The sequence below is a fragment of the Bhargavaea ginsengi genome, assembly GCF_900109165.1.
Lineage (GTDB): Bacteria > Bacillota > Bacilli > Bacillales_A > Planococcaceae > Bhargavaea > Bhargavaea ginsengi.
Window position 1 is genome coordinate 667,855 of sequence record NZ_FNZF01000001.1, and the last position, 18,956, is coordinate 686,810.

At 54.3% G+C, this 18,956-nt stretch carries 18 protein-coding genes; 2 read left to right on the forward strand and 16 right to left on the reverse strand.

What is annotated here, in order from left to right; translation table 11 throughout:
* Positions 1 to 75: 75 nt before the first annotated feature.
* Complete coding sequence (locus BMX91_RS03180) at positions 76 to 1,263, reverse strand: CaiB/BaiF CoA transferase family protein (RefSeq protein ID WP_177168282.1); 1,188 nt, start codon at positions 1,261 to 1,263, stop codon at positions 76 to 78.
* A gap of 310 nt (positions 1,264 to 1,573) precedes the next feature.
* Here BMX91_RS03180 and BMX91_RS03185 point away from each other — a divergent pair, with 310 nt between their 5' ends.
* Entirely contained in the window at positions 1,574 to 2,251 is a 678-nt protein-coding gene (locus tag BMX91_RS03185) for a GntR family transcriptional regulator (RefSeq protein ID WP_092049868.1), read from the forward strand.
* A gap of 122 nt (positions 2,252 to 2,373) precedes the next feature.
* Here BMX91_RS03185 and BMX91_RS03190 read toward each other — a convergent pair whose 3' ends face one another.
* The 7 genes from BMX91_RS03190 to BMX91_RS03220 form a co-directional block, all read right to left on the reverse strand.
* Complete coding sequence (locus BMX91_RS03190) at positions 2,374 to 3,570, reverse strand: thiolase family protein (RefSeq protein ID WP_092049870.1); 1,197 nt, start codon at positions 3,568 to 3,570, stop codon at positions 2,374 to 2,376.
* Positions 3,567 to 4,694 carry a muconate cycloisomerase family protein gene (locus BMX91_RS03195; RefSeq protein WP_092049872.1) on the reverse strand — a complete coding sequence of 376 codons (1,128 nt, stop codon included), beginning with the start codon at positions 4,692 to 4,694 and terminating at the stop codon, positions 3,567 to 3,569. Before BMX91_RS03195 ends, BMX91_RS03190 begins: the two co-directional genes overlap by 4 nt.
* Before the next feature lie 16 nt (positions 4,695 to 4,710).
* Positions 4,711 to 5,352: a 3-oxoacid CoA-transferase subunit B gene (locus BMX91_RS03200; RefSeq protein WP_092049873.1), complete on the reverse strand. Its 642-nt coding sequence runs from the start codon at positions 5,350 to 5,352 to the stop codon at positions 4,711 to 4,713.
* On the reverse strand, positions 5,349 to 6,035 hold the full coding sequence (locus BMX91_RS03205) for a CoA transferase subunit A (protein WP_092049876.1): 687 nt from the start codon (positions 6,033 to 6,035) through the stop codon (positions 5,349 to 5,351). Before BMX91_RS03205 ends, BMX91_RS03200 begins: the two co-directional genes overlap by 4 nt.
* A gap of 3 nt (positions 6,036 to 6,038) precedes the next feature.
* Positions 6,039 to 6,770: a carboxymuconolactone decarboxylase family protein gene (locus tag BMX91_RS03210; RefSeq protein ID WP_092049878.1), complete on the reverse strand. Its 732-nt coding sequence runs from the start codon at positions 6,768 to 6,770 to the stop codon at positions 6,039 to 6,041.
* A gap of 39 nt (positions 6,771 to 6,809) precedes the next feature.
* Positions 6,810 to 7,652, reverse strand: a complete 843-nt coding sequence (locus BMX91_RS03215) for an alpha/beta fold hydrolase (RefSeq protein WP_092049880.1) — start codon at positions 7,650 to 7,652, stop codon at positions 6,810 to 6,812.
* Between the two features lie 112 nt (positions 7,653 to 7,764).
* Positions 7,765 to 8,544: a dioxygenase family protein gene (locus BMX91_RS03220; RefSeq protein WP_092049882.1), complete on the reverse strand. Its 780-nt coding sequence runs from the start codon at positions 8,542 to 8,544 to the stop codon at positions 7,765 to 7,767.
* 209 nt (positions 8,545 to 8,753) lie between these two features.
* Here BMX91_RS03220 and BMX91_RS03225 point away from each other — a divergent pair, with 209 nt between their 5' ends.
* A complete protein-coding gene (locus BMX91_RS03225) occupies positions 8,754 to 9,545 on the forward strand; it encodes an IclR family transcriptional regulator domain-containing protein (RefSeq protein WP_092049884.1) in 792 nt (263 codons plus the stop codon).
* A 109-nt stretch (positions 9,546 to 9,654) separates the two neighbouring features.
* On the opposite strand, the gene BMX91_RS03230 is transcribed toward BMX91_RS03225, so the two are convergent.
* The 8 genes from BMX91_RS03230 to BMX91_RS03270 all read right to left on the reverse strand — a co-directional run bounded on the left by BMX91_RS03230 (position 9,655) and on the right by BMX91_RS03270 (position 18,911).
* Complete coding sequence (locus BMX91_RS03230; protein WP_092049886.1) at positions 9,655 to 9,882, reverse strand: hypothetical protein; 228 nt, start codon at positions 9,880 to 9,882, stop codon at positions 9,655 to 9,657.
* 121 nt (positions 9,883 to 10,003) lie between these two features.
* Positions 10,004 to 10,564, reverse strand: a complete 561-nt coding sequence (locus BMX91_RS03235; protein ID WP_177168244.1) for a GGDEF domain-containing protein — start codon at positions 10,562 to 10,564, stop codon at positions 10,004 to 10,006.
* Between the two features lie 925 nt (positions 10,565 to 11,489).
* Positions 11,490 to 12,749: an exo-beta-N-acetylmuramidase NamZ family protein gene (locus BMX91_RS03245; RefSeq protein WP_092049892.1), complete on the reverse strand. Its 1,260-nt coding sequence runs from the start codon at positions 12,747 to 12,749 to the stop codon at positions 11,490 to 11,492.
* Positions 12,750 to 12,763: 14 nt separating this feature from the next.
* A complete protein-coding gene (locus BMX91_RS03250; protein WP_092049894.1) occupies positions 12,764 to 14,872 on the reverse strand; it encodes a glycoside hydrolase family 3 protein in 2,109 nt (702 codons plus the stop codon).
* 13 nt (positions 14,873 to 14,885) lie between these two features.
* Entirely contained in the window at positions 14,886 to 16,532 is a 1,647-nt protein-coding gene (locus BMX91_RS03255) for a serine hydrolase domain-containing protein (RefSeq protein WP_092049896.1), read from the reverse strand.
* 268 nt (positions 16,533 to 16,800) lie between these two features.
* Complete coding sequence (locus BMX91_RS03260; protein ID WP_092049898.1) at positions 16,801 to 17,136, reverse strand: cupin domain-containing protein; 336 nt, start codon at positions 17,134 to 17,136, stop codon at positions 16,801 to 16,803.
* A 15-nt stretch (positions 17,137 to 17,151) separates the two neighbouring features.
* Positions 17,152 to 18,435: a TRAP transporter large permease gene (locus BMX91_RS03265; protein ID WP_092049900.1), complete on the reverse strand. Its 1,284-nt coding sequence runs from the start codon at positions 18,433 to 18,435 to the stop codon at positions 17,152 to 17,154.
* Positions 18,432 to 18,911 carry a TRAP transporter small permease gene (locus tag BMX91_RS03270; protein WP_092049901.1) on the reverse strand — a complete coding sequence of 160 codons (480 nt, stop codon included), beginning with the start codon at positions 18,909 to 18,911 and terminating at the stop codon, positions 18,432 to 18,434. Before BMX91_RS03270 ends, BMX91_RS03265 begins: the two co-directional genes overlap by 4 nt.
* Positions 18,912 to 18,956: the final 45 nt, after the last annotated feature.

Sequence of the window (18,956 nt, forward strand, 5' to 3'; positions counted from 1 at the left end):
CTCATCAGAATTTTCCCCTGTACCCTTCGGTCCGTTTTCTTGGTGCAGATCTGGCTGAAGATCGACCTTATGCGATCAGATGATATTCTTTTGTTTTAGTTCTTCCAGCTTCTCTTCGTCGTACTCCAAAAGCTTTCCGTAGACTGCCGCATTATCTTTGCCTACTGACTCGGCCCCTACATGCTTGACTCCCCCTGGCGTCCTGCTGAGCTTCGGTACAATGCCCGGCATCGGGAACTCGCCCAAGGTAGGATGCTCGGTCTTGATGATCATTTCCCGCGCCGCGTAGTGCGGGTCTTCCACAATATCCTTCGCGGAATAGATCAGTCCTGACGGCACGCCATGCTCTTCAAGAAGTGCAAGGATCTCTTTGGAATCCAGGCTCTTCGTCCATTCCTCAATCAGTGCATCCAGCTGTTTCTGGTTTTCTCCGCGTGCCAGATGGGTTGCATACCGCCCGTCTTCCGCCAGCTCCGGCTGTCCCATCGCCTCGCATAGTCTCCTGAACACGCCGTCTGCGTTGGCTCCGATGACGACATAGGTTTTGTCTTTCGTGAAGTAAATATTGGACGGCGCCACTCCCGGAAGGACGTTGCCCATGCGTTCACGGATATAGCCTGCAAGAAGATAATCCGGAATGAGACTTTCCATGACGGCAAAGACCGATTCATAGATGGCCGTATCGACCACTTGCCCTTTGCCTGACTGGTGGCGCTCCTGAAGGGCGACAAGCGTACCGATCGTAGCGAACAAAGCTGCCAGCGTATCACCGATGGAAATCCCGATCCGGGAAGGTGCCCTGTCTTCGAAACCGGTGACATAGCGGATGCCGCCCATCGCTTCCCCGACACTGCCGAAACCAGCCTTTTTATGGTACGGCCCGGTCTGTCCGAACCCTGAAGTCCGTGTCATGATCAGCTTCGGGTTGATCTCGGACAGCGACTCATAGGAAAGCCCCCATTTCTCGAACGTCCCCGGCCGGAAGTTCTCGATCAGGATATCGGCCTCCGCCACGAGCTCTTTCAGAATCTCCTGACCTTCAGGCGTCCGGAGATTCAAGGTGATCGATTTCTTGTTCCGTGATTGGATCGGCCACCATAGGCCGACCCCCTCCTTCGACTTGCCCCAATTCCTCAGCGGATCGGAAACATCCGGCGCTTCAATCTTGATCACCTCAGCCCCAAAGTCACCAAGCAAACGTCCTGTAAACGGACCGGCCAGCAAGGTGCCCAGCTCCAGGACACGGATTCCCTCAAGCGGCAGCTTATGCTCTTCCGCAGAAGAATTCCCTTCCTGGGTGGAATCTGCTTCTAGTGGCTTCTCCTGAAAATGAACCACGGTACCATCCCCATTCAGATAAATTTAATTTATCAAAAAATATCATACGGTATACAATAGGTCAATAACATTCTTAAATTTTAATGAATTCCTTTAATAATTGATTATAATGTATACAATTAAGGGAAAATCGGCATTCACGCATGCCAATGCTTAGGTCTTATTTCCTTTATAGCGCAGCTCGTCTACACTGGTAAAAAGACTTCTCTGTAAAATCCTTAGAAAGGAACTGCTTATGAATCCATACACTTATATAAAAAACGCCATCATCGTCGGCCATTACAAGCCGGGAACACGACTGACCGAAAAAGCGCTCGCGGACGAACTCCAGGTGAGCCGGACCCCGATCCGCGAAGCGATCAAGCAACTGGAAGTCGACGGGCTGATCACGCCATACAAAAAACGCGGCTATGTCGTAAAGTCCTTTTCAATTGAAGACATCCGCCAAATCTACAATATCCGTGCGCTGCTTGAAGGGTACGCAACCGGAGAAGCCGCTCTGAACCGTACTGAAGAGGCCCTCGGCAAAATAGCTTATAAAAACGAATTGTACCGGCAGGCCATCGACTCCCTAAACCGGGAGGACATTGAAACCATCCAACACATCCAACGGATCAACCAGGAGTTCCATAGCGAAATTTTCTTGGCTTCCGGAAACGAACACCTCATATCCATGATCGAACGGGTTGTGGTTGTCCCGATTATTTTTCGCTCCTTTTATTGGTACGACGAACACCAATTAATGCGTTCGCTTCAGGTCCACGAGACCATCCTGAATGCCATCCGAAACCATGAAGGTGACCGGGCAAGAGTGGCAATGGAAGAACATATTTATCAGGGGCGGGATGATGTGATAGCAGCATTGCGAAAGCAAGATATATTGTCAGATTCAACAAGTGAATCTCAGATGTAAAATATGATGCCGGGCGAGAAAAAAGGTTCTTCTCACCCGGCATCATTAAGCCTTGTATCTCACTTCTGCCCTCCCAATAAATAAAACCAGGTGAGAAATTAGTTCTTTCTCACCTGGTCTATTCATTGAGCCTTCAAATTCTCCACAATCGTCGCAATTCCCATGCCGCCTGCGATGCAGAGCGTGACGAGGCCGTAGCGGCCGCCGGTGCGCTCGAGTTCATGCAGCACCTTCGTCAGAAGGATCGCGCCGGTCGCGCCGATCGGGTGGCCGAGGGCGATGGCACCGCCGTTCGGGTTGACCTTCTCGATATCGAGGCCAAGTTCATTGATGCAGGCGACCGCCTGGGCGGCGAATGCCTCGTTCAGCTCGATGACATCAAGGTCCGCGACCGTGAGGCCTGCCTGGCGCAAGGCTTTCTGCGTCGCGCCGACCGGCCCCATGCCCATGAGATCCGGCGCGCATCCGGAAGATGCCTGTGCCACGATGCGGGCTTTCGGTGTGAGGCCGTGCTGCTCCGCCGCTTCTTCGCTCATGACAAGCAGTGCCGCAGCGCCGTCGTTCCGGCCGCTGGCGTTGCCCGCGGTGACCGTGCCGCCTTCCTTGAAGACCGGCTTCAGCTTGGCGAGCTTCTCGAGGCTCGTTTCCCTCGGGTGCTCGTCCATCTTGAAGTCGATTGTCTGCTTGCGTTCCTGGACGGCATACGGGATGATTTGTTCCTCAAACCGTCCCTCCCGGATTGCAGCCGCGGTACGCTCTTGACTGAGCAGGGCGAATTCGTCCTGTTGCTCACGTGTGATGCCGTACTTTTCTGCTACGTTTTCTGCCGTCGTGCCCATGTTCAGGTTGCCGAATTCCTCGAAAGGCTGGGAACCCGGCTGGCTTTCCGTGTTCGGGTCTTTCAGCACCGTGTTTCCGGCCTTCACACCAAAGCGCACACCGCTCACATAATACGGCGCGGTGCTCATCGACTCTGCACCGCCTGCGATGATGACATCGCTCAGGCCCATGCCGATCTGCTGGGCGGCGGAGTTGACCGCCTGCACGCCCGAACCGCACTGGCGGTGGACGGTATAACCCGGCACGCTAGCCGGAATACCCGCCCGGAGCAGCGCAAGACGCGCAAGGTTCGACTCATCCGCGCTTTGCTTGGCCTGTCCGAGGATGACTTCTTCCACGATCTCTTTATCGATGCCCGTCCGTTCGATCAGCGCCTCCATGACGTGTGCCGCCAGGTAGTTCGCCGGCACATTTCCGAGCGAGCCGCCCAGTTTTCCGACCGCCGTACGGACGGAATCGATGATGACTGCGTTCTTCATGCAAGCACTCCTTTTTCACGTGAGTAATGCTCCACTTTTTCATGGTCGACATCGACGCCAAAGCCGGGACCGTCCGGAACGATTACGTTAAAGTCCCTGAACTCGACCCGGTTTGTCGTGATGGAGTCCTTGAACAAAAGCGGCCCGAACAGTTCGGTGCCGAACTTCATCGGCGGCATCGTCGAATACAGCTGGACTGTCATCGCCGTGCCGAGGTCCGACTCGATCATCGTTCCGCCGTACAGGCCGAGACCGGCAGCTTCCGCGATGCCGGCTGCCTGCTTGACCGCGGTGAGGCCGCCTGTCTTGCCGACTTTGAGTGCGATCGAGTTGCCGGCACGGTGCTTGGCGATATGGAAGATTTCCTGGATCGATGTCGCGCCTTCGTCGGCGAGGATCGGAACCCGGTAACGGTCGGCAAGACGCGCCATCCCTTCATGGTTCCAACCCGGAAGCGGCTGTTCGATCATCGAGATGCCGCCATCCTGGAGAATCGGGATGCATTGGTTGGCCGTGTCTTCATCCCACGCCTGGTTCACATCGACCGTGAGCCTTGCCTGATCGGCTACCGCCTTCTGGATTTCAAGGACATGCCCGACGTTTTTCATCGGATCGCCCTTGCCGATCTTCAGCTTGAAGATATTGTGCCGCTTCTGACGAAGGAACTCTTTGGCTTCCTCGATGTCCTTGCCGGTGTCTCCGCTTGCCAGTGTCCACGCGACCGGCAGGCCGTCATGGATCTTGCCGCCGAACAGCTCGTACGCCGGGATGTTCCGCTGGCGCGCGGCCAAATCGACAATCGCGCTCTCGACCAATGCCTTCGCATGCAGGTTGCCGCGGACATGCACCGAAATGTCGTGCATGATCTTGCCGAAGCGGATCGGGTCCTGCCCGATCACATGCGGCGTGAGATACGTATCGATATTCGCCTTGATCGCTTCCGGAGTGGACTCGCCGTATGAAGCCCCTCCGATTGTCGCAATTTCCGACCAGCCTTCTCGGCCTTCCTCGTCCCTAACCCGTGCCACGACCACCGCCTGTTCAGTGATCGTATGCATCGCGAGTTGGTGGGGCCTGATCGTCGGAAGGTCCAGAATAGCCACATGAACCGATTGGATGTTCATTTCAACTGCCCCCTCTTCACTCAATAAATGCCGCTTCCGTCTTTCCGCGTACTTCTTCGATCGTCGCGCCCGGCATCAGTTCGACCAAACGGAGCTGCTTGTCTTCCGTCACTTCGAATACCGCCAGCTCCGTAAAGATCATATCTACGCTGCGCGTCGACGTGATCGGGTACGTGCATTCTTTTAGCAGTTTCGGCGAGCCGTCCTTGGACGTGTGGGTCATCGTGATGTAGACTTTCTTCGCCCCGACAAGCAGGTCCATCGCGCCCCCGACACCCATGATGTTCTTGCCCGGCACCGCCCAGTTGGCGATCACGCCGTGCTCGTCCACCTGCAGTGCGCCGAGGATGGCTGCATCGACATGGCCGCCGCGGATCATGGCGAACGACTCGGAACTGTTGAAATATGCGGCTCCGACTGCCTCGCCGACCGGCAGCTTCCCGGCATTCACGAGGTTAGGATCAATATCTTCCTCTTCCACATCAGTGACGCCGAGCAGTCCGTTTTCCGTATGAAGATGGATGCTGTCGTCTTCCATGTATTCGGCGACAAGCGTCGGAATGCCGATGCCGAGGTTCACGCTCATTGGTCCTTTGAGTTCCTTAGCCACGCGCTCGGCAATCATATGTTGGATTTCCTGTTTTGTCATCGTCGTCATACGCTCACCACTCCTTCCTTCGTCAGCACCTGCTTGGCCTCAATGATGGCATCGACGAACAGATGGGGCGTGACAACTTCTTCCGGATTCAGCTCGCCCGGTTCGACGATTTCATCCACTTCCACGATGACTATCTTGGCAGCCGTCGCCATAAGCGGGTTGAAGTTTCGCGCCGTCTTGTAATAAACGAGATTGCCGAGCGTGTCCGCCTTGTGTGCGCGGATCAGCGCGACATCTCCGCGGATCGCCTTCTCGAAAATGTACGGCACGCCATCGATTTCACGCTCTTCCTTGCCTTCCGCCAGCGCCGTCCCGACTCCGGTCGTCGTGTAATAGCCGCCGAGGCCCGCTCCACCGGCACGGATCGATTCGGCAAGTGTTCCCTGAGGCAGCAATTCCAGTTCAATCTCGCCCGCCTGGTACTTGTCGCCGACATCCCGGTTGCTCGTGAAATACGAACCGATGCCTTTTTTGATCTTGCCCTGGTTCAGCAGCTTGCCGAGGCCCTTGCCCGATTCCCCCAGGTTGTTGGAGACGATCGTCAGCCCGCTGACATCCTTCTCGGTCAGTTCTTCAATAAGCGTGAGCGGCGCGCCGATCAGGCCGAATCCGCCAACAAGGATCGTATCCCCGGACTTCACACCTTCAAGCGCTTCTGCCGCGCTTTGCTTTCGTTTTGTCATCGTTTATCCCTCCGACTTTGTTTCTGCCGATGCCTTCAGCGAATCGCTCAACTCGAACCAGGCCGGGATTCCCGCAGTCAAAATGCAGATGTAGCCGACATCGGCGAGTTCCGCCTCCGTGGCGCCCGCCTGCCGTGCGCGCTCCATCCACTGCACCGCACCATTTCCGTCCAGTTCAACAATATGGTTTCCGACCATATTGAGCAGCTTGAGCCGTGCAGGCACAAGCCCGTCCGCGAGCACCTTCTCCTCGATTGCCTGCCAATCGCCAGCTTCGATCACAGCAGCAGCTTCCTCCAGATAGGAAGTATCTTGGCCTTCAAGCCACCCGATTACGACACGGAGCAGCCTTGCCGTACTCATCCCATCTGTTTCCGGAACGGTTTTCCCGTTCAGCTCAAGCGCATAGCGGATCGCTTCCAGGGCGGTTTCAAACGCCCGGTCGCCTTTATATAGGAAGGCCGTCAGGAAATACTCCACAATTTCCGGTACAGAACTGCCGAAATCGACGGCCCCCTTTGTGTGGTACACCATGCTCCGGGGATAAAGCCGCGCAGCGTTCATGCCGGCAATCAGCACATCTTTTTCCTTGCGGGACAGCGCGCCGTCCTGCATGATTTCCCCGCGGATGCCGGTGTATGTATCGAGCACCTCCGGACTGTAGTCATGCATCTTCTGAACCCAGCCCGGTACGGTGTCATAAACCTTTTTGAAATACTCCAATGCTTCGCTCATTGATCAGCCCTCCATTTCAACCGATAGAAAGGGATGCACTTAGGCACTCCCCAATTTCCCCAAAAACGTCTTGATAGCCTGATTCACTTCCGGACGGTCTTCAAACACGAGTGTGTAGTGATTCGCATCTGTCTCGATCACGTCCAGATCCCGGATGGCCGACTTGGTCTTGTCGTAATGCTCTTCCAGGAACAGCGGCGGCATCTGGCCGATTGCGCCGGAAGCATAGACAAGCAGAACCGAGCAGCTGATCTTCGAACCGATTTCCTGCGGATCGAATGTGTAGAAGCTGTCGAAATCGGCACGGATGCCGGCTTCGTCAGACTTGTTTTCCCAGTGGCCGTCCTTCTCACCAACCTCATAGGCGGCAGTCTTCGCAATCTCATCCGACCAGGTAATGCCGAGATTTCCGTAGATTCTTTGGATTTCCGACACATACGCTTCCTGCGAATCGTAAGCCTTGCTGATCCTGCCGAGGGACGGTTCCACAATGCCCCGCTGGTGGTCGGACATTTCCGCAGCACCATCGAGCAAAATCACGCCTTTCACGGAACCAAGACGGCTGCCCACGATCGCCGAGATAAACGCTCCCATCGAATAGCCCATCAAAATCGGATTTTCAATCCCCAATTCTTTAATCAGCCCAACAATATCTTCTGCATGATTGAAGATTGAAGGCTCCCTTTCCAGTGCCGCGGAATTTCCGCGTCCCCTGAGATCGACGGCGACGACCCGGTAGTCGCCCTTGAACCGGTCGATATAGTATTGAAGGTTCCGGTGATTGCCCGTAAGGCCGTGGATGGCGATGATGGTCCCTTTTTCCCCGGCATGATCCGCCACTTGGATGGCGTTCCCGTTTACATTGACCTGATAGAATTCCATTTTGTCACCTCTTTTATATTGTACGTATAATGTACATTATATCGCTAAGCGTACCACTAAGTCTAAAAAGAAAGAGGGCATCCGGCTGGAATGTCCCCCTTTCTTGTTTTGATTAGTTGTCGAAGCGGAGTACGAAATCAAGCTCAGCTTCTTTGTAATCCCCTTTGTCAACGAGCTTCGTCATGAGGGATTGGCGGACGCCGCGTGCGACATCTGTCTCAAGCCACTCGTCACCTTCGAAGAACACCTGAGTGATCAGCGTTTCATAGCCTTCGTGCTCGAATTTCATGTGGATGTGCGCCGGACGGAACGAATGGTAGCCCGCGGCACGCGTGAACTCCCCTGTCGGCCCGTCAGTCGGGATCGAGTAAGGAATCGGCAGGATTGACTCCACTTCGAAGTCGCCGTTTTCATCTGTGTAGAAATGGCTGCGGAGGTTGAAGTCGGGAGCATCCGAATCAAAGTTGGAGTAGTAACCGCTCGCATCATCCTGCCACCACTCGACTTTCGCGTTGGCAAGCTTCTTGCCGTTGACATCGGAAACATTCCCTTTGAAACGCAGTTTTTCGCCCGGCTCGTCTTCACGCATGTTAATTTTCGCCGGCTTGCCTTCTACGAGCGGCGAACCTTCTGTCCAGTAAGGCCCGAGGAGGGAAGGCTCCGTGCCAGGAAGATCTTTGTACTTTGCCTGAAGGACATAGGTCTCAACGAAAACATCCAGGTAGAGCGGGATCTCTCCGGAGCGGCCGAGGCGGTCCGCCCAGTTCACAAAGTTCGTGTACTCTTCGTGGTTCAGGTTGGCTTCCGCCAAAAACTCTTTCATGTGCTTGACGAAAAGATCGTATACCTCGACGACACGGTTGTTGACTGCAGTTTCAGTTACATTTGCCATTTCAATCTCTCCTTTTAAATTAGCTTATTGGTCTTATAGTCGCGACAAAGGTTCCACTAGCAGGATGCAAACCCATTAAAAGCGCTTGCATAAAGCGTTTACAAAAGAATGTGGTTGAAAAAAGAAATAACTTGTTGTACGATTTTCGTACATGATTACGTTTCTCGTACAACTTGTTTTCATTATAGGAAGGAGACATTACTTTGTCAATGCAAGATTCTAAAAATTTCAGAGAAAGTAAGGACTATATTCAGTCTTTAGAGCGTGGGCTAATGGTCATACAGGCATTTTCGGCCGATACCCCGCAGCTCACGGTCAGTCAGGCTGCAGCGGCGACGAGCCTGTCACGCCCGGCAGTGCGGCGCATCCTTCTGACATTGGAGGCACTCGGTTTTGCGGAATCCGCTAATGGCATCTACTCACTTACCGCACGCACGCTCACCCTCGGCTACGCCTATCTGTCCTCCAAAAATGTCTGGTCACTCGCTCAGCCGTTCATGCGGGAATTCACGGACAAAACCGGTGAGTCCTGTTCCGTATCCGTCCTGGACGGAAATGAGATCGTGTATGTAGCCCGTGTCCAGGCCAAACGGATCATGCGGATCAACCTGGACGTCGGATCCCGGCTCCCTGCCTATGCCACCTCAATGGGCCATATCCTTCTGGCCCATCAGCCGGAAGTTAAGTTGGAAGAACTTCTGAAGGACATCCCATTTGAAGGATTCACTTCAAATACGATTACTGACCGGGAGTTTCTGAAAAAAGAGCTTGGAGAAGTAAAAAATCGGGGATGGGCAGGGGTGGATCAGCAATTGGAGGAAGGACTGCGTTCCATTGCTGTTCCGATTCTCGTAAACGGAAAAGTCATCGCGGCCATCAACTGCTCGGCTCATGCTGGCCGCGTCAGCAAAGAAGAACTGAGGGGCACATACCTGGAAATGCTGCGGGAGACCGCACGGGACATCAGCTCGGCAATCACCGCATCCGGACAAACCATATAAAATGGCCCAGCGATCTGGATGCCTGCCCATTTTGTTGCACACCAAAAACGGCGATGCGTTTCTGCATCACCGTTTTTGCTTTCTTCTTCTTTTTATGTGAACCTACCTTCTACTCCACGTCTTCCTCGTAATCCTTAGGCTCCAGATCGTCAGGGTTCGGGTCATACGGGTCTGGCGGCTGGGTATCATGCGGATCCTCGATGTAAGTACTCGGCCCGCCTGTCGGGTTGGCTACCTCATCCGGTGTGGTGCAGTCAGGGCAGCGGTCAGGTTCCGCAGACTGTCCGGGATCAAACTCTTTGCCGCATTCGATACAAACCGGAAGCGGTTTAGTCATGGCTGCTCGCCTCCATCAAAGTCGTTGGGCTTATTATGCGGATTCTGGACGTATTTAAACCGGCAGTTCACAAGAAAGCGGCACTCTGATGAGTACCGCCCGCCACTTGCATTTATACACTTTAAAAAGTTTCCGTCGTCATCCCGGCTTTTCTCCGGTATTTATCGGCGTACATACAACAATCCGCAGATCCGAGCATCTCGTCATAAGTCCTGCCGTCTTCAGGAAATTGTGCTGTGCCGACTGATGCACTGACTCGCAGACCTTTGATTTCCAGGTTTTCAGCTTGTTCGAATTCGGTCAAGACCCGCTCCCGGACAGTATGAAGTTGTTCGGCAGCAGTTACAATCAGTGCAAATTCATCTCCACCAAGCCGATACACCTGCGCAAGCGATCCGGCTGCACGATTAAGAGCGCCTGCCACTTCCCTGAGGAGCCGGTCCCCGGCAAGATGTCCGAAGGTGTCATTCACTTCCTTGAATTGGTCCAGGTCCAGATAGATGAGGCCATATGCATCGTCCTCCCCCAGCAGTTTTCCCATTCCTTCCCTGAATGCCCGGTAATTCATCAGGCCAGTCAGTTCATCTTTATAAACGAGCGTCCGAAGCCGTTTGAGCTCCTTTTCCTGCCGGATCAGCCGTTGTCCGCAAAACTCGCTTAAACCCTGTGTTCTCGTTTCCATTCCCCACGTCCCCTTTTCGCTCTCCATTTCTTCTCTCTATATGCGCACCAGGGCAGAAAAAAAGACCGTTATGAAACGATCATTGTAATGCGCTGATTGCACGCTCCAGCAAGTCAATATCCTCGGAGATCTGCATTTTCATTTCAGCGTCCCGGCATTGTTCCAAATCTATATATAATCGTGAAAGCTCGTTGGAGAACATCTGATATTCGATAGAATGTTCCAAACTTGGCGTTACCTCCAAAGTGGTGCTTAATAACCGTTCTATTCCCATGTTGGGAAGCGGCAAAACCAGATTTTTCACCGCCCTGCGCAAGCATTACCCGGATTTCGGGTATGCAGGATCATTCCGCAAAACAATACGTGCGCCTGAAAGGAGGCATGCCCTCCGAAGCTATAACCGGTTCAGCCGTCACAGACGTTTTACAGCGTCTCCGTTCCGCGATCACGCGGGCATATTCATTCGCGTTTTCACTTTCAAGCAGCGAACGCTTCACGCCTCCCAAGACTACGATAAAAAGTCCATCTGCTCTCCAACCCGTTTCGATGATTTTAAGCCCTTCCCACATTCCGGCATCTCTCCTGTACGACAAAGAAGAATATAAAACTATTAATATTCAATTTAATGTAAATTCAATAAGTCTATTTTACTCCCTCTGATTAACACTAGACAATAATTTCTTTTAGACAAATTGCGACATTACTCACTGCCGGTAAAGCACGGTAACGCTCAAAAACAAGATTTCAAAAACACCAGGAAACAACGGTGAACCGAGTCAGTGCCCCCGCCGGATGAATTGGCAAGAAACTGTTTATCCCTCATTAGGATTCCGGCCCGATTTGTAATGATCCCTAACGGCTCGGTAATCATTCACACATAAAAAGCAGGCAGGGATTTCGATTCCCCTGCCTGCTTTTTATCTTCTTAATACAACAAGTACCGCTTCCTTACGTCTTTGAATGCCTTCAGTTCCTCTTCCCATTCCGCTTTCATTTCTTCAACGCTCATGCCGTTTTCGATGCCTTCGCGAATCCAGCCGTTTCCGATCAGGTTGTCGAAGAAGCTGGTGAGCGTGACGTCTTCCGGATACAGGTCGTGGATCGTCTTGACGATGTGGAGTCCGGTTTCGACCGGCTTGTAGTCGTCACGGTCCGTGATGTGGACCTGGATGCCGTGGGACAGTGTGTCAGCATGCTTGGAGAACATCGGCGTGAACGACGCTGCGCGGAAGCTGACGCCCGGGAGTTCCAGTGCGTTCAGTTCGGCCGCAAGTTCGGTGCTGTTGATGAACGGTGCGCCGATGAGTTCGAACGGTTTGGTCGTGCCTCTCCCTTCGGAAACGTTCGTCCCTTCAATCAGTGCGGTGCCCGGATAGGCGAGGGCCGTTTCCAGTGTCGGCATGTTCGGGGACGGCAGGACGAATGGAAGTCCTGTTTCGTCAAAGTACGATTTGCGTTTCCATTTCTTCATTTCTACGACGGTCAGTTCCGCACCGATGCCGAATTCTGCATTAAACAGTTTGGCGAGTTCACCGACGGTCATTCCGTGGCGGAGCGGAATGGCGTACTGTCCGACAAAGGACGCGAATTCCGGATCAAGGACCGGCCCTTCAACTTTCTCCCCGCCGAGCGGGTTCGGACGGTCAAGCACGATAAAAGGTATGTCCTGTTCTTCAGCCGCTTCCATCGCGAGCGCCATCGTGTAGATGTACGTGTAGAAGCGGGTGCCGACGTCCTGGATGTCAAAGACGAGCACGTCGACATTCTCGAGCATTTCCGGTGTCGGCTTGCGTGTCTGGCCGTACAGGCTGTACACCGGGAGGCCCGTCACTTCATCGATGTAGTACTCAACATACTGTCCTGCCTGCGCGTCGCCGCGCACACCGTGCTCAGGGCCATACAGCGCCGTCAGTTCAACGTCCGGATCATTGTGGAGCAGGTCGACGATGCTGTTCAGGCCCTTATCGACGCCGGTCGGGTTCGTGATGAGTCCGACGCGCTTACCTTCAATCAGATGCTTTTGTTCGTCCAGCAGCACGTCCACTCCAAGTGAGATTTCGTGCCCTTTGCGGTGCTTGTTGTGATCCTGCGATTTCCCGTTGCCCTTGTCATGGTCGGCGAATGCGACCGTCAGTGTGGACAGAACGAGCATGGCAGTCAGCAGAGCAATCAGTCGTTTTTTCAATGAAACTCTCCCCCTCAGTAAGTCAATCCATGTCCGAATCCGTAAAGGACCCCTCCGTCAGCGCCAGGAATTGTGATCGGCAGCGTACCTGACGGCGCAACCTCGCCGAACAGGATGGAAGTAGTCGCCTTGAAGCTTGCTGTACGGAAGCTGTACTGAGCAAGGTAGGCATCCGCATTCGGATAAGCCATGATGTCATACGGATTCCGGATGCCGACGCCGATCACCGATGTGTCGGTTTCCGTAATCAGCTGGTTGACCATCCGCATCTGCGCGCTGGCCGCATCACGCTGGGAAACGGTGGATGTGACCGTTCCGGCGATGACTGCCTTCGCTTCCCTTACCTGTGCAAGCTGTTCTTCCGTCAGCGGCGCGCTGGCCTTGATCAGCACCGTGTTGTCATGCTTCGCCTTTACTGCATTGTACAGATCATCGATATACGTGTTGCCGACGACGACAATCCGGTCATCCGCATCTGGGGCGAGAGGCAGAACGCCTTCGTTTTTCACGAGTGTTACAGACTGTTCCGCCACTGCACGTTCCACAGCTTTATGTTCTTCAGATCCGACTACCTCAAGTGCGTTCGCAATCTTTTCTTCAACGGGCTGCGGGTTTTCTTCCTTGAGGATACCGCGTTCAAGCTTCAGCTTCAGGATCCGCTCGACGGATGCTTCGATGCGTTCTTCGGAAATGTCTCCGGAGCGGACCGCGTCATATACGCCGTTCGCGACGGTTTCAAGGCCAACCGGCATCAGTACGATATCGGTGCCCGCCTGGATTGCCTTGATGACAGCGTCAACCGGACCGAAGTGATCGGCGATCGCCTGCATGTTCAGGGCGTCCGTGATGATGAGCCCGTCATAGCCCATTTCCTCTCTCATGAGCCCTGTCAGCACTTTGTGAGAAAGCGTGGCCGGAACATGGATCTCCTGCCCGTCTTTCTTGGAGATCACTTTCGTATCATCGATTTTCGGGAAGGTCACGTGCGCCGTCATGATGGCGTCGATGCCTTCATCCATCGCCCGCTGGAACGGGTACAGCTCGACTTCCATCAGCCGCTCCTTGTCATGCGGCACTTCAGGCAGACCGAGGTGGGAGTCGACCGCCGTGTCCCCGTGCCCCGGGAAGTGCTTGGCCGTCGCCGCCGTGCCGGTATCCTGGAGCCCCTTTACATAAGCGGTGCCGAGGTCTGCGACCAGTTCAGGGTCTTCCCCGAACGAGCGGACGCCGATCACCGGGTTGTCCGGGTTGTTGTTGATGTCGAGCACCGGTGCCAGGTCGAAGTTGATGCCGAGGGAAGCCAGTTCCTCGCCGATCACCCGTCCGGTGTCATAGGCCAGTTCCTCGGAACGGGTTGCACCAAGTGCCATGTTGCCCGGCATGTCAGTCCCCGACTGCAGGCGCGTCACGATGCCGCCTTCCTGGTCAATCGTCAGGAACAGCCCGTACTTTTCGGAGGCTGCCTGGTAAGCATCAGCCAGGCGGGTCGTCTGCTCGGTCGTCACGACGTTTTCGCGGAAGAGGATCACGCCACCGAGGTGGTAGTCCTTCACGAGACGTTCGATCTCAGGAAGCATTTCCGTCACGTTTTCCCCGTTCCAGTTGCGGAAGTCCGGCATAAGCATCTGCCCGACCTTTTCCTCCATCGTCATCTGGAGGATCGCGTTGTCCACAATGTTGTAGCGCTCGCCGGTTTCCTTGACGATCGTCACCTTTACAGGCGGCTTGCCCTTGCCCGCTCTCGCTTTCGGATCCGGCTTTGCATGGATTGCGATCCGGTCGGAATTGGTTCCGTCCGTCACGGTGATCCATGTTCTCCCCGGCTTTCCGGTTGCCGTTACCTTCCCTGCCGCATCCACTGACGCGACGTTTTGATTGGAAGAAGACCAAACTTGGCCGTCCGTTTTCTTGAAATGTCCGTCCTGGTACACATGGAGAGCCGTCAGCTGCAGCTCCCCGTTTTCCGCTTCATGACCGATCTCCGGCACGTTCTGGAGAATCACCACGTCTTTAATGTCCGGCTCTTCCGCAGCACCTGCAGTGCCCGCGCCTGTCATTATTGATGTCGCCATCAGCACCGCGACCAAAAACGGCAGCAGCAACACCTTTCGCATCTTAGTCATGCTTCATTCCCCCTTAATGATCTCTTAAAGCCCAACCCTCGGTATGTCCGGCAGGCTCCACAGCTTCCCCGTCAGCCAACACGTTCCCGACATACCAGCCCCGGCCGTTAACGGACGCGTCGGTGTCGTAGCGGAAGCGGACAAACTCGGTGCCTTCAGGCAGTTCTGCCGTCACCCGCTCCATATCCCCCCCGCCGTTGCCGGTCAAGGAAGCGAGTTCCGTCCAGTTCTCCCCGTCAGCCGAGACTTCCACCCGGCCGAAGTCAGATCCGTCTTCAATGCGGTGCCAGGAATCAAACGAAAGCTCGGCAGCCTCATCGTTCAACTGGAACCCAAGCGTCCGGTCCAGCTGGTCCCCGTAACCCGAGAACCACATCTCGTCATGCTTCGGGAGCGGCGCCGGAATGGCATCCGCCACATGACGGGCAACCGTACGCCGGATCGTATTAAGTGAAATCGTATTTCGCGACGGATGGACCCGGTTCGTCAATAAGATGGCGATCGTCTGGTTTTTCTTGCTCACGGCGATGCTTGTCCCGGTATAGCCCGTATGTCCTGCCGTACCCGAATCAGCCAGTGCATCCATGTACCAGCCCTGGTTCAGTTCCCAGCCAAGACCGTGATCATTGCCAGGGAACCCCGGAATCTGGTTTTCTTCGAGAAGGCGGACCGTCTCCGGCTTCAGGATCCGCTTGCCGCCGTACCGGCCGTCATTCAGGAACATATGCGCGAACTTGGCAAGGTCCGTCGCCGTCGAGAACACACCGGCGTGCCCCGCCACACCATCCAGTGACCAGGCGTTTTCATCATGGACACTTCCCCAGACGATGCCCCTGCCGAGTGCAGGCTGGTATTCGGTTGCGGCGATCCTGTGCTGCAGCTCTGCAGGCGGATTGTACATCGTATCCTTCATCCCGAGCGGCCCCGTGATTTCATCTTGGATGAACTCGTCCAGACGCTTTCCGGAAAGCCGCTCCACAAGGGAACCAAGTGTGATCATATTCAGGTCGCTGTACGTGTACTTCGTCCCAGGAGAATTGGCGAGCGGATGGCGGTGGGCGATATCCAACCGGTCATCCCGGGTATCACCCTGGCTATAAAGCGGCACCCACGCAGTAAATCCCGATGTATGCGTCATCAGCTGGCGGATCGTCACGTCCTCCTTGCCGTTGTCCGCAAACTCAGGGATGTACACGGCGACCGGATCATCCAGCGAGAAAAGCCCCTGCTCATAAAGTTTCATTGCAGCGGTCGTCGTGAAGATCTTGCTGATGGAAGCCAGGTCGAAAATCGTCTCTTCCGTCATGGCGACGGGCTCGTCCATCTCCGTGAACTGATCATCCGTGTAAAGCGCCGAATGTCCGTATGCCTCATGCTTTACGACATGGCCGTTCCTCGCCACGAACACCACCGCTCCCGGGAATGTCCTGTCCGCAATGCTTTGCCCGATTTCCCCATCAATCGAATCCAGTGGTGCCTGGACCATTCCGGCACCTTTAACGGAACCCGGATGCAGAACCGGCGACATCGCTCCCGGCCGGTCCCAGTGCTTGTTCACAGCTCCCCCTCCTGCTGTCACCGGCATTGCAAAGACGATACCAAGTGCCATTGTGCCCGCCAATACGGCGGCAACCCTGGCTTTCTTCGTAACTTTCAGCATGCTTTCCCCTTCTCCCCTTCTAAATTGACAGTACTTTCTCACAGTTTATCGAACTTAAGAAACGCCGCCTATCATACAGAAGTCGCCATTATGAAAGCGGTTACCGGGAATTTCACCTCGTAGCCCGAACCGTTTGATTCATTTGCCACATTGAAGATGGTGCTATCTGATTATGAAGAAATGACATCCGTCCTGGATTGTAAATAAGTCCCTGCAACACAAAAAGATGGACAGCCATTTGGCTATCCATCGCTACTTCAGAAATCCATCAAAAAACCACTGCAATCATTTCAATCTTTTCGTCATACGGGTTTTCGATGCCGTGTCCCTGCCCCTTTCGAATCACACAGAAATCACCGGCTTTGACGTTCACCCGTTTTCCGTTGTCGTTGAAGATACCTTTTCCTTCTAACAGATAGTACACTTCGGAATCGTCTTCATGGATATGGTAACCGATCGCCGAATGCGGGTGGACTGTGACCCGTGCAAACAGGTCGATTCCATCAACTTTGTCTTCCGCTGTGACAATCCGGGAGATTTCCATGCTTCCTTCTCCGCCACGCGGCTTCTCGATGAATTCTTTCTCTTGTTCCTGTTTAATCATACGGATCCTCCTTACTTACTCCCCGAACAGACCCGGCAGCACGGTCGAGATCTGCGGCACGAAGATGATCAGTAGAACCATCACCGCCACAATCGCAATGACATGCAGGATATACGGGAAGGTGTGCTCGATTCCCATTTTCCTATCCGTAACGTTAACGCCGGCAATCGTGGACAACCCGACAGGCGGTGTGATATTCGCCAGCGCGAAGTTCATGATCAGGACCATCCCGAAGTGGATCGGGTCGATGCCGTACTGCATCGCGATCGGCATAAAGATCGGGCCGAGCAGGATGATCAGCGACGTTACTTCCGTCAGCATGCCGAGGATCAGCAGGATGACCGAGACGACCAGCAGGAACTGGAGCGGTGTGGAAGCGAACCCGAGGAAGAAGTCGGAGATCACTTCAGGCAGCCGGTTCACCGTCAGCACATAAGTGAACACACTCGCAAAGGAAATGATGATCAGGATAATCGCAGATGTCACAGCGGAGTTTGCCATGATGTCTTTGAACTTCTTGATATTCAGTTCACCGTAGAACATTGCCAAAATGAATCCGTAGACGACCGCAATGATCGCAGCCTCTGTCGCCGTAACCAGTCCGCTGAAAATCCCCCCGAGGATAAAGACCGGGGACAGCAGAGGAAGCAGCGCCGACCTGACGATCGACCAGAATTCCTTCCCGCTCACATGCGCATTCTCAACGACGCCAAAGCCTTTTTTCTTCGACATCCACGACACATAGATGCAAAGCGCGACGGTCAGGATAATTCCTGGGATAAAGCCGGCAATAAACAGCTTGCCGATGGAAATGTTCGTGGTCACGCCGAGGATGACCATCGTGATGCTCGGCGGTATGATCAGGCCAAGAACCCCTGCAGGTCCGATGATGCTGGCGATAAACGAATTGCTGTATTTCTGCTCTTTCATCCGCGGGACAATCACCGATCCCACCGCATATGTAGTGGCGACAGTCGACCCGGACACGGTGCCGAAGAACGCACTCGTGACGACTGCGGTCATCCCGAGGCCTCCGGAAAACCGTCCGACGATGGCATCGGCCAATACCATCAGCCTCTTGGTCAGGCCGCCTTCACCCATGATATTTCCGGCAAGGATGAACAGCGGAATCGCCAGATAAGAAAAGTTGTTCACGCCTGCGAACAACCGCTGAATCACGACTTCAAGAGGGACACCGCTGATCACCAATACACCGACCGACACAAAACCGATCGTAAACGCAATCGGCATCCCGAGGAACAGGAGGGCGAAGAAGGCAAGCAGGATCGAGACAATCATAAGCTCGCCTCCTTTTGTTCAGCCTGATTCGGCTTCAGGATGTGCACAATGATAAAGTAGAGCGCGAACAGAGAGCTGACCGGAATGGCCAGGTAGAAAACCGCCATCGGCAGCCGCATCGTTGCGGAGGCTGTCGTAATCGCAGTCACCGAAAGACTAAAGCCGTAGAAGACCAGGATGGCCAGCAGCACGGCGACCAGTGCATAAATGAACGTATCGATGATGCGCTGATACCGCTCACTTGCCAAATTAACAAAGTACCGGACACCCAAATGCATTTTTTCATGGATGGCCAAGGCTGACCCCAAAAACGTCAGCCACACAATCAGCAGCCTTGCTAGTTCTTCAGTGGCAGGAAGCGAGACATCGAAAAATCTCGAGACAACCTGGATCAACACGATGGCCGACAGTAAAGCCAATGCGATGATGCATAAGTAAGATAAGATCTTTGCCAAAATCGTAGCCAGCTTTTCCAAAAGTGTTCCTCCTATTGTTCCTGATGCAAAAAGCCATCGGTGCGG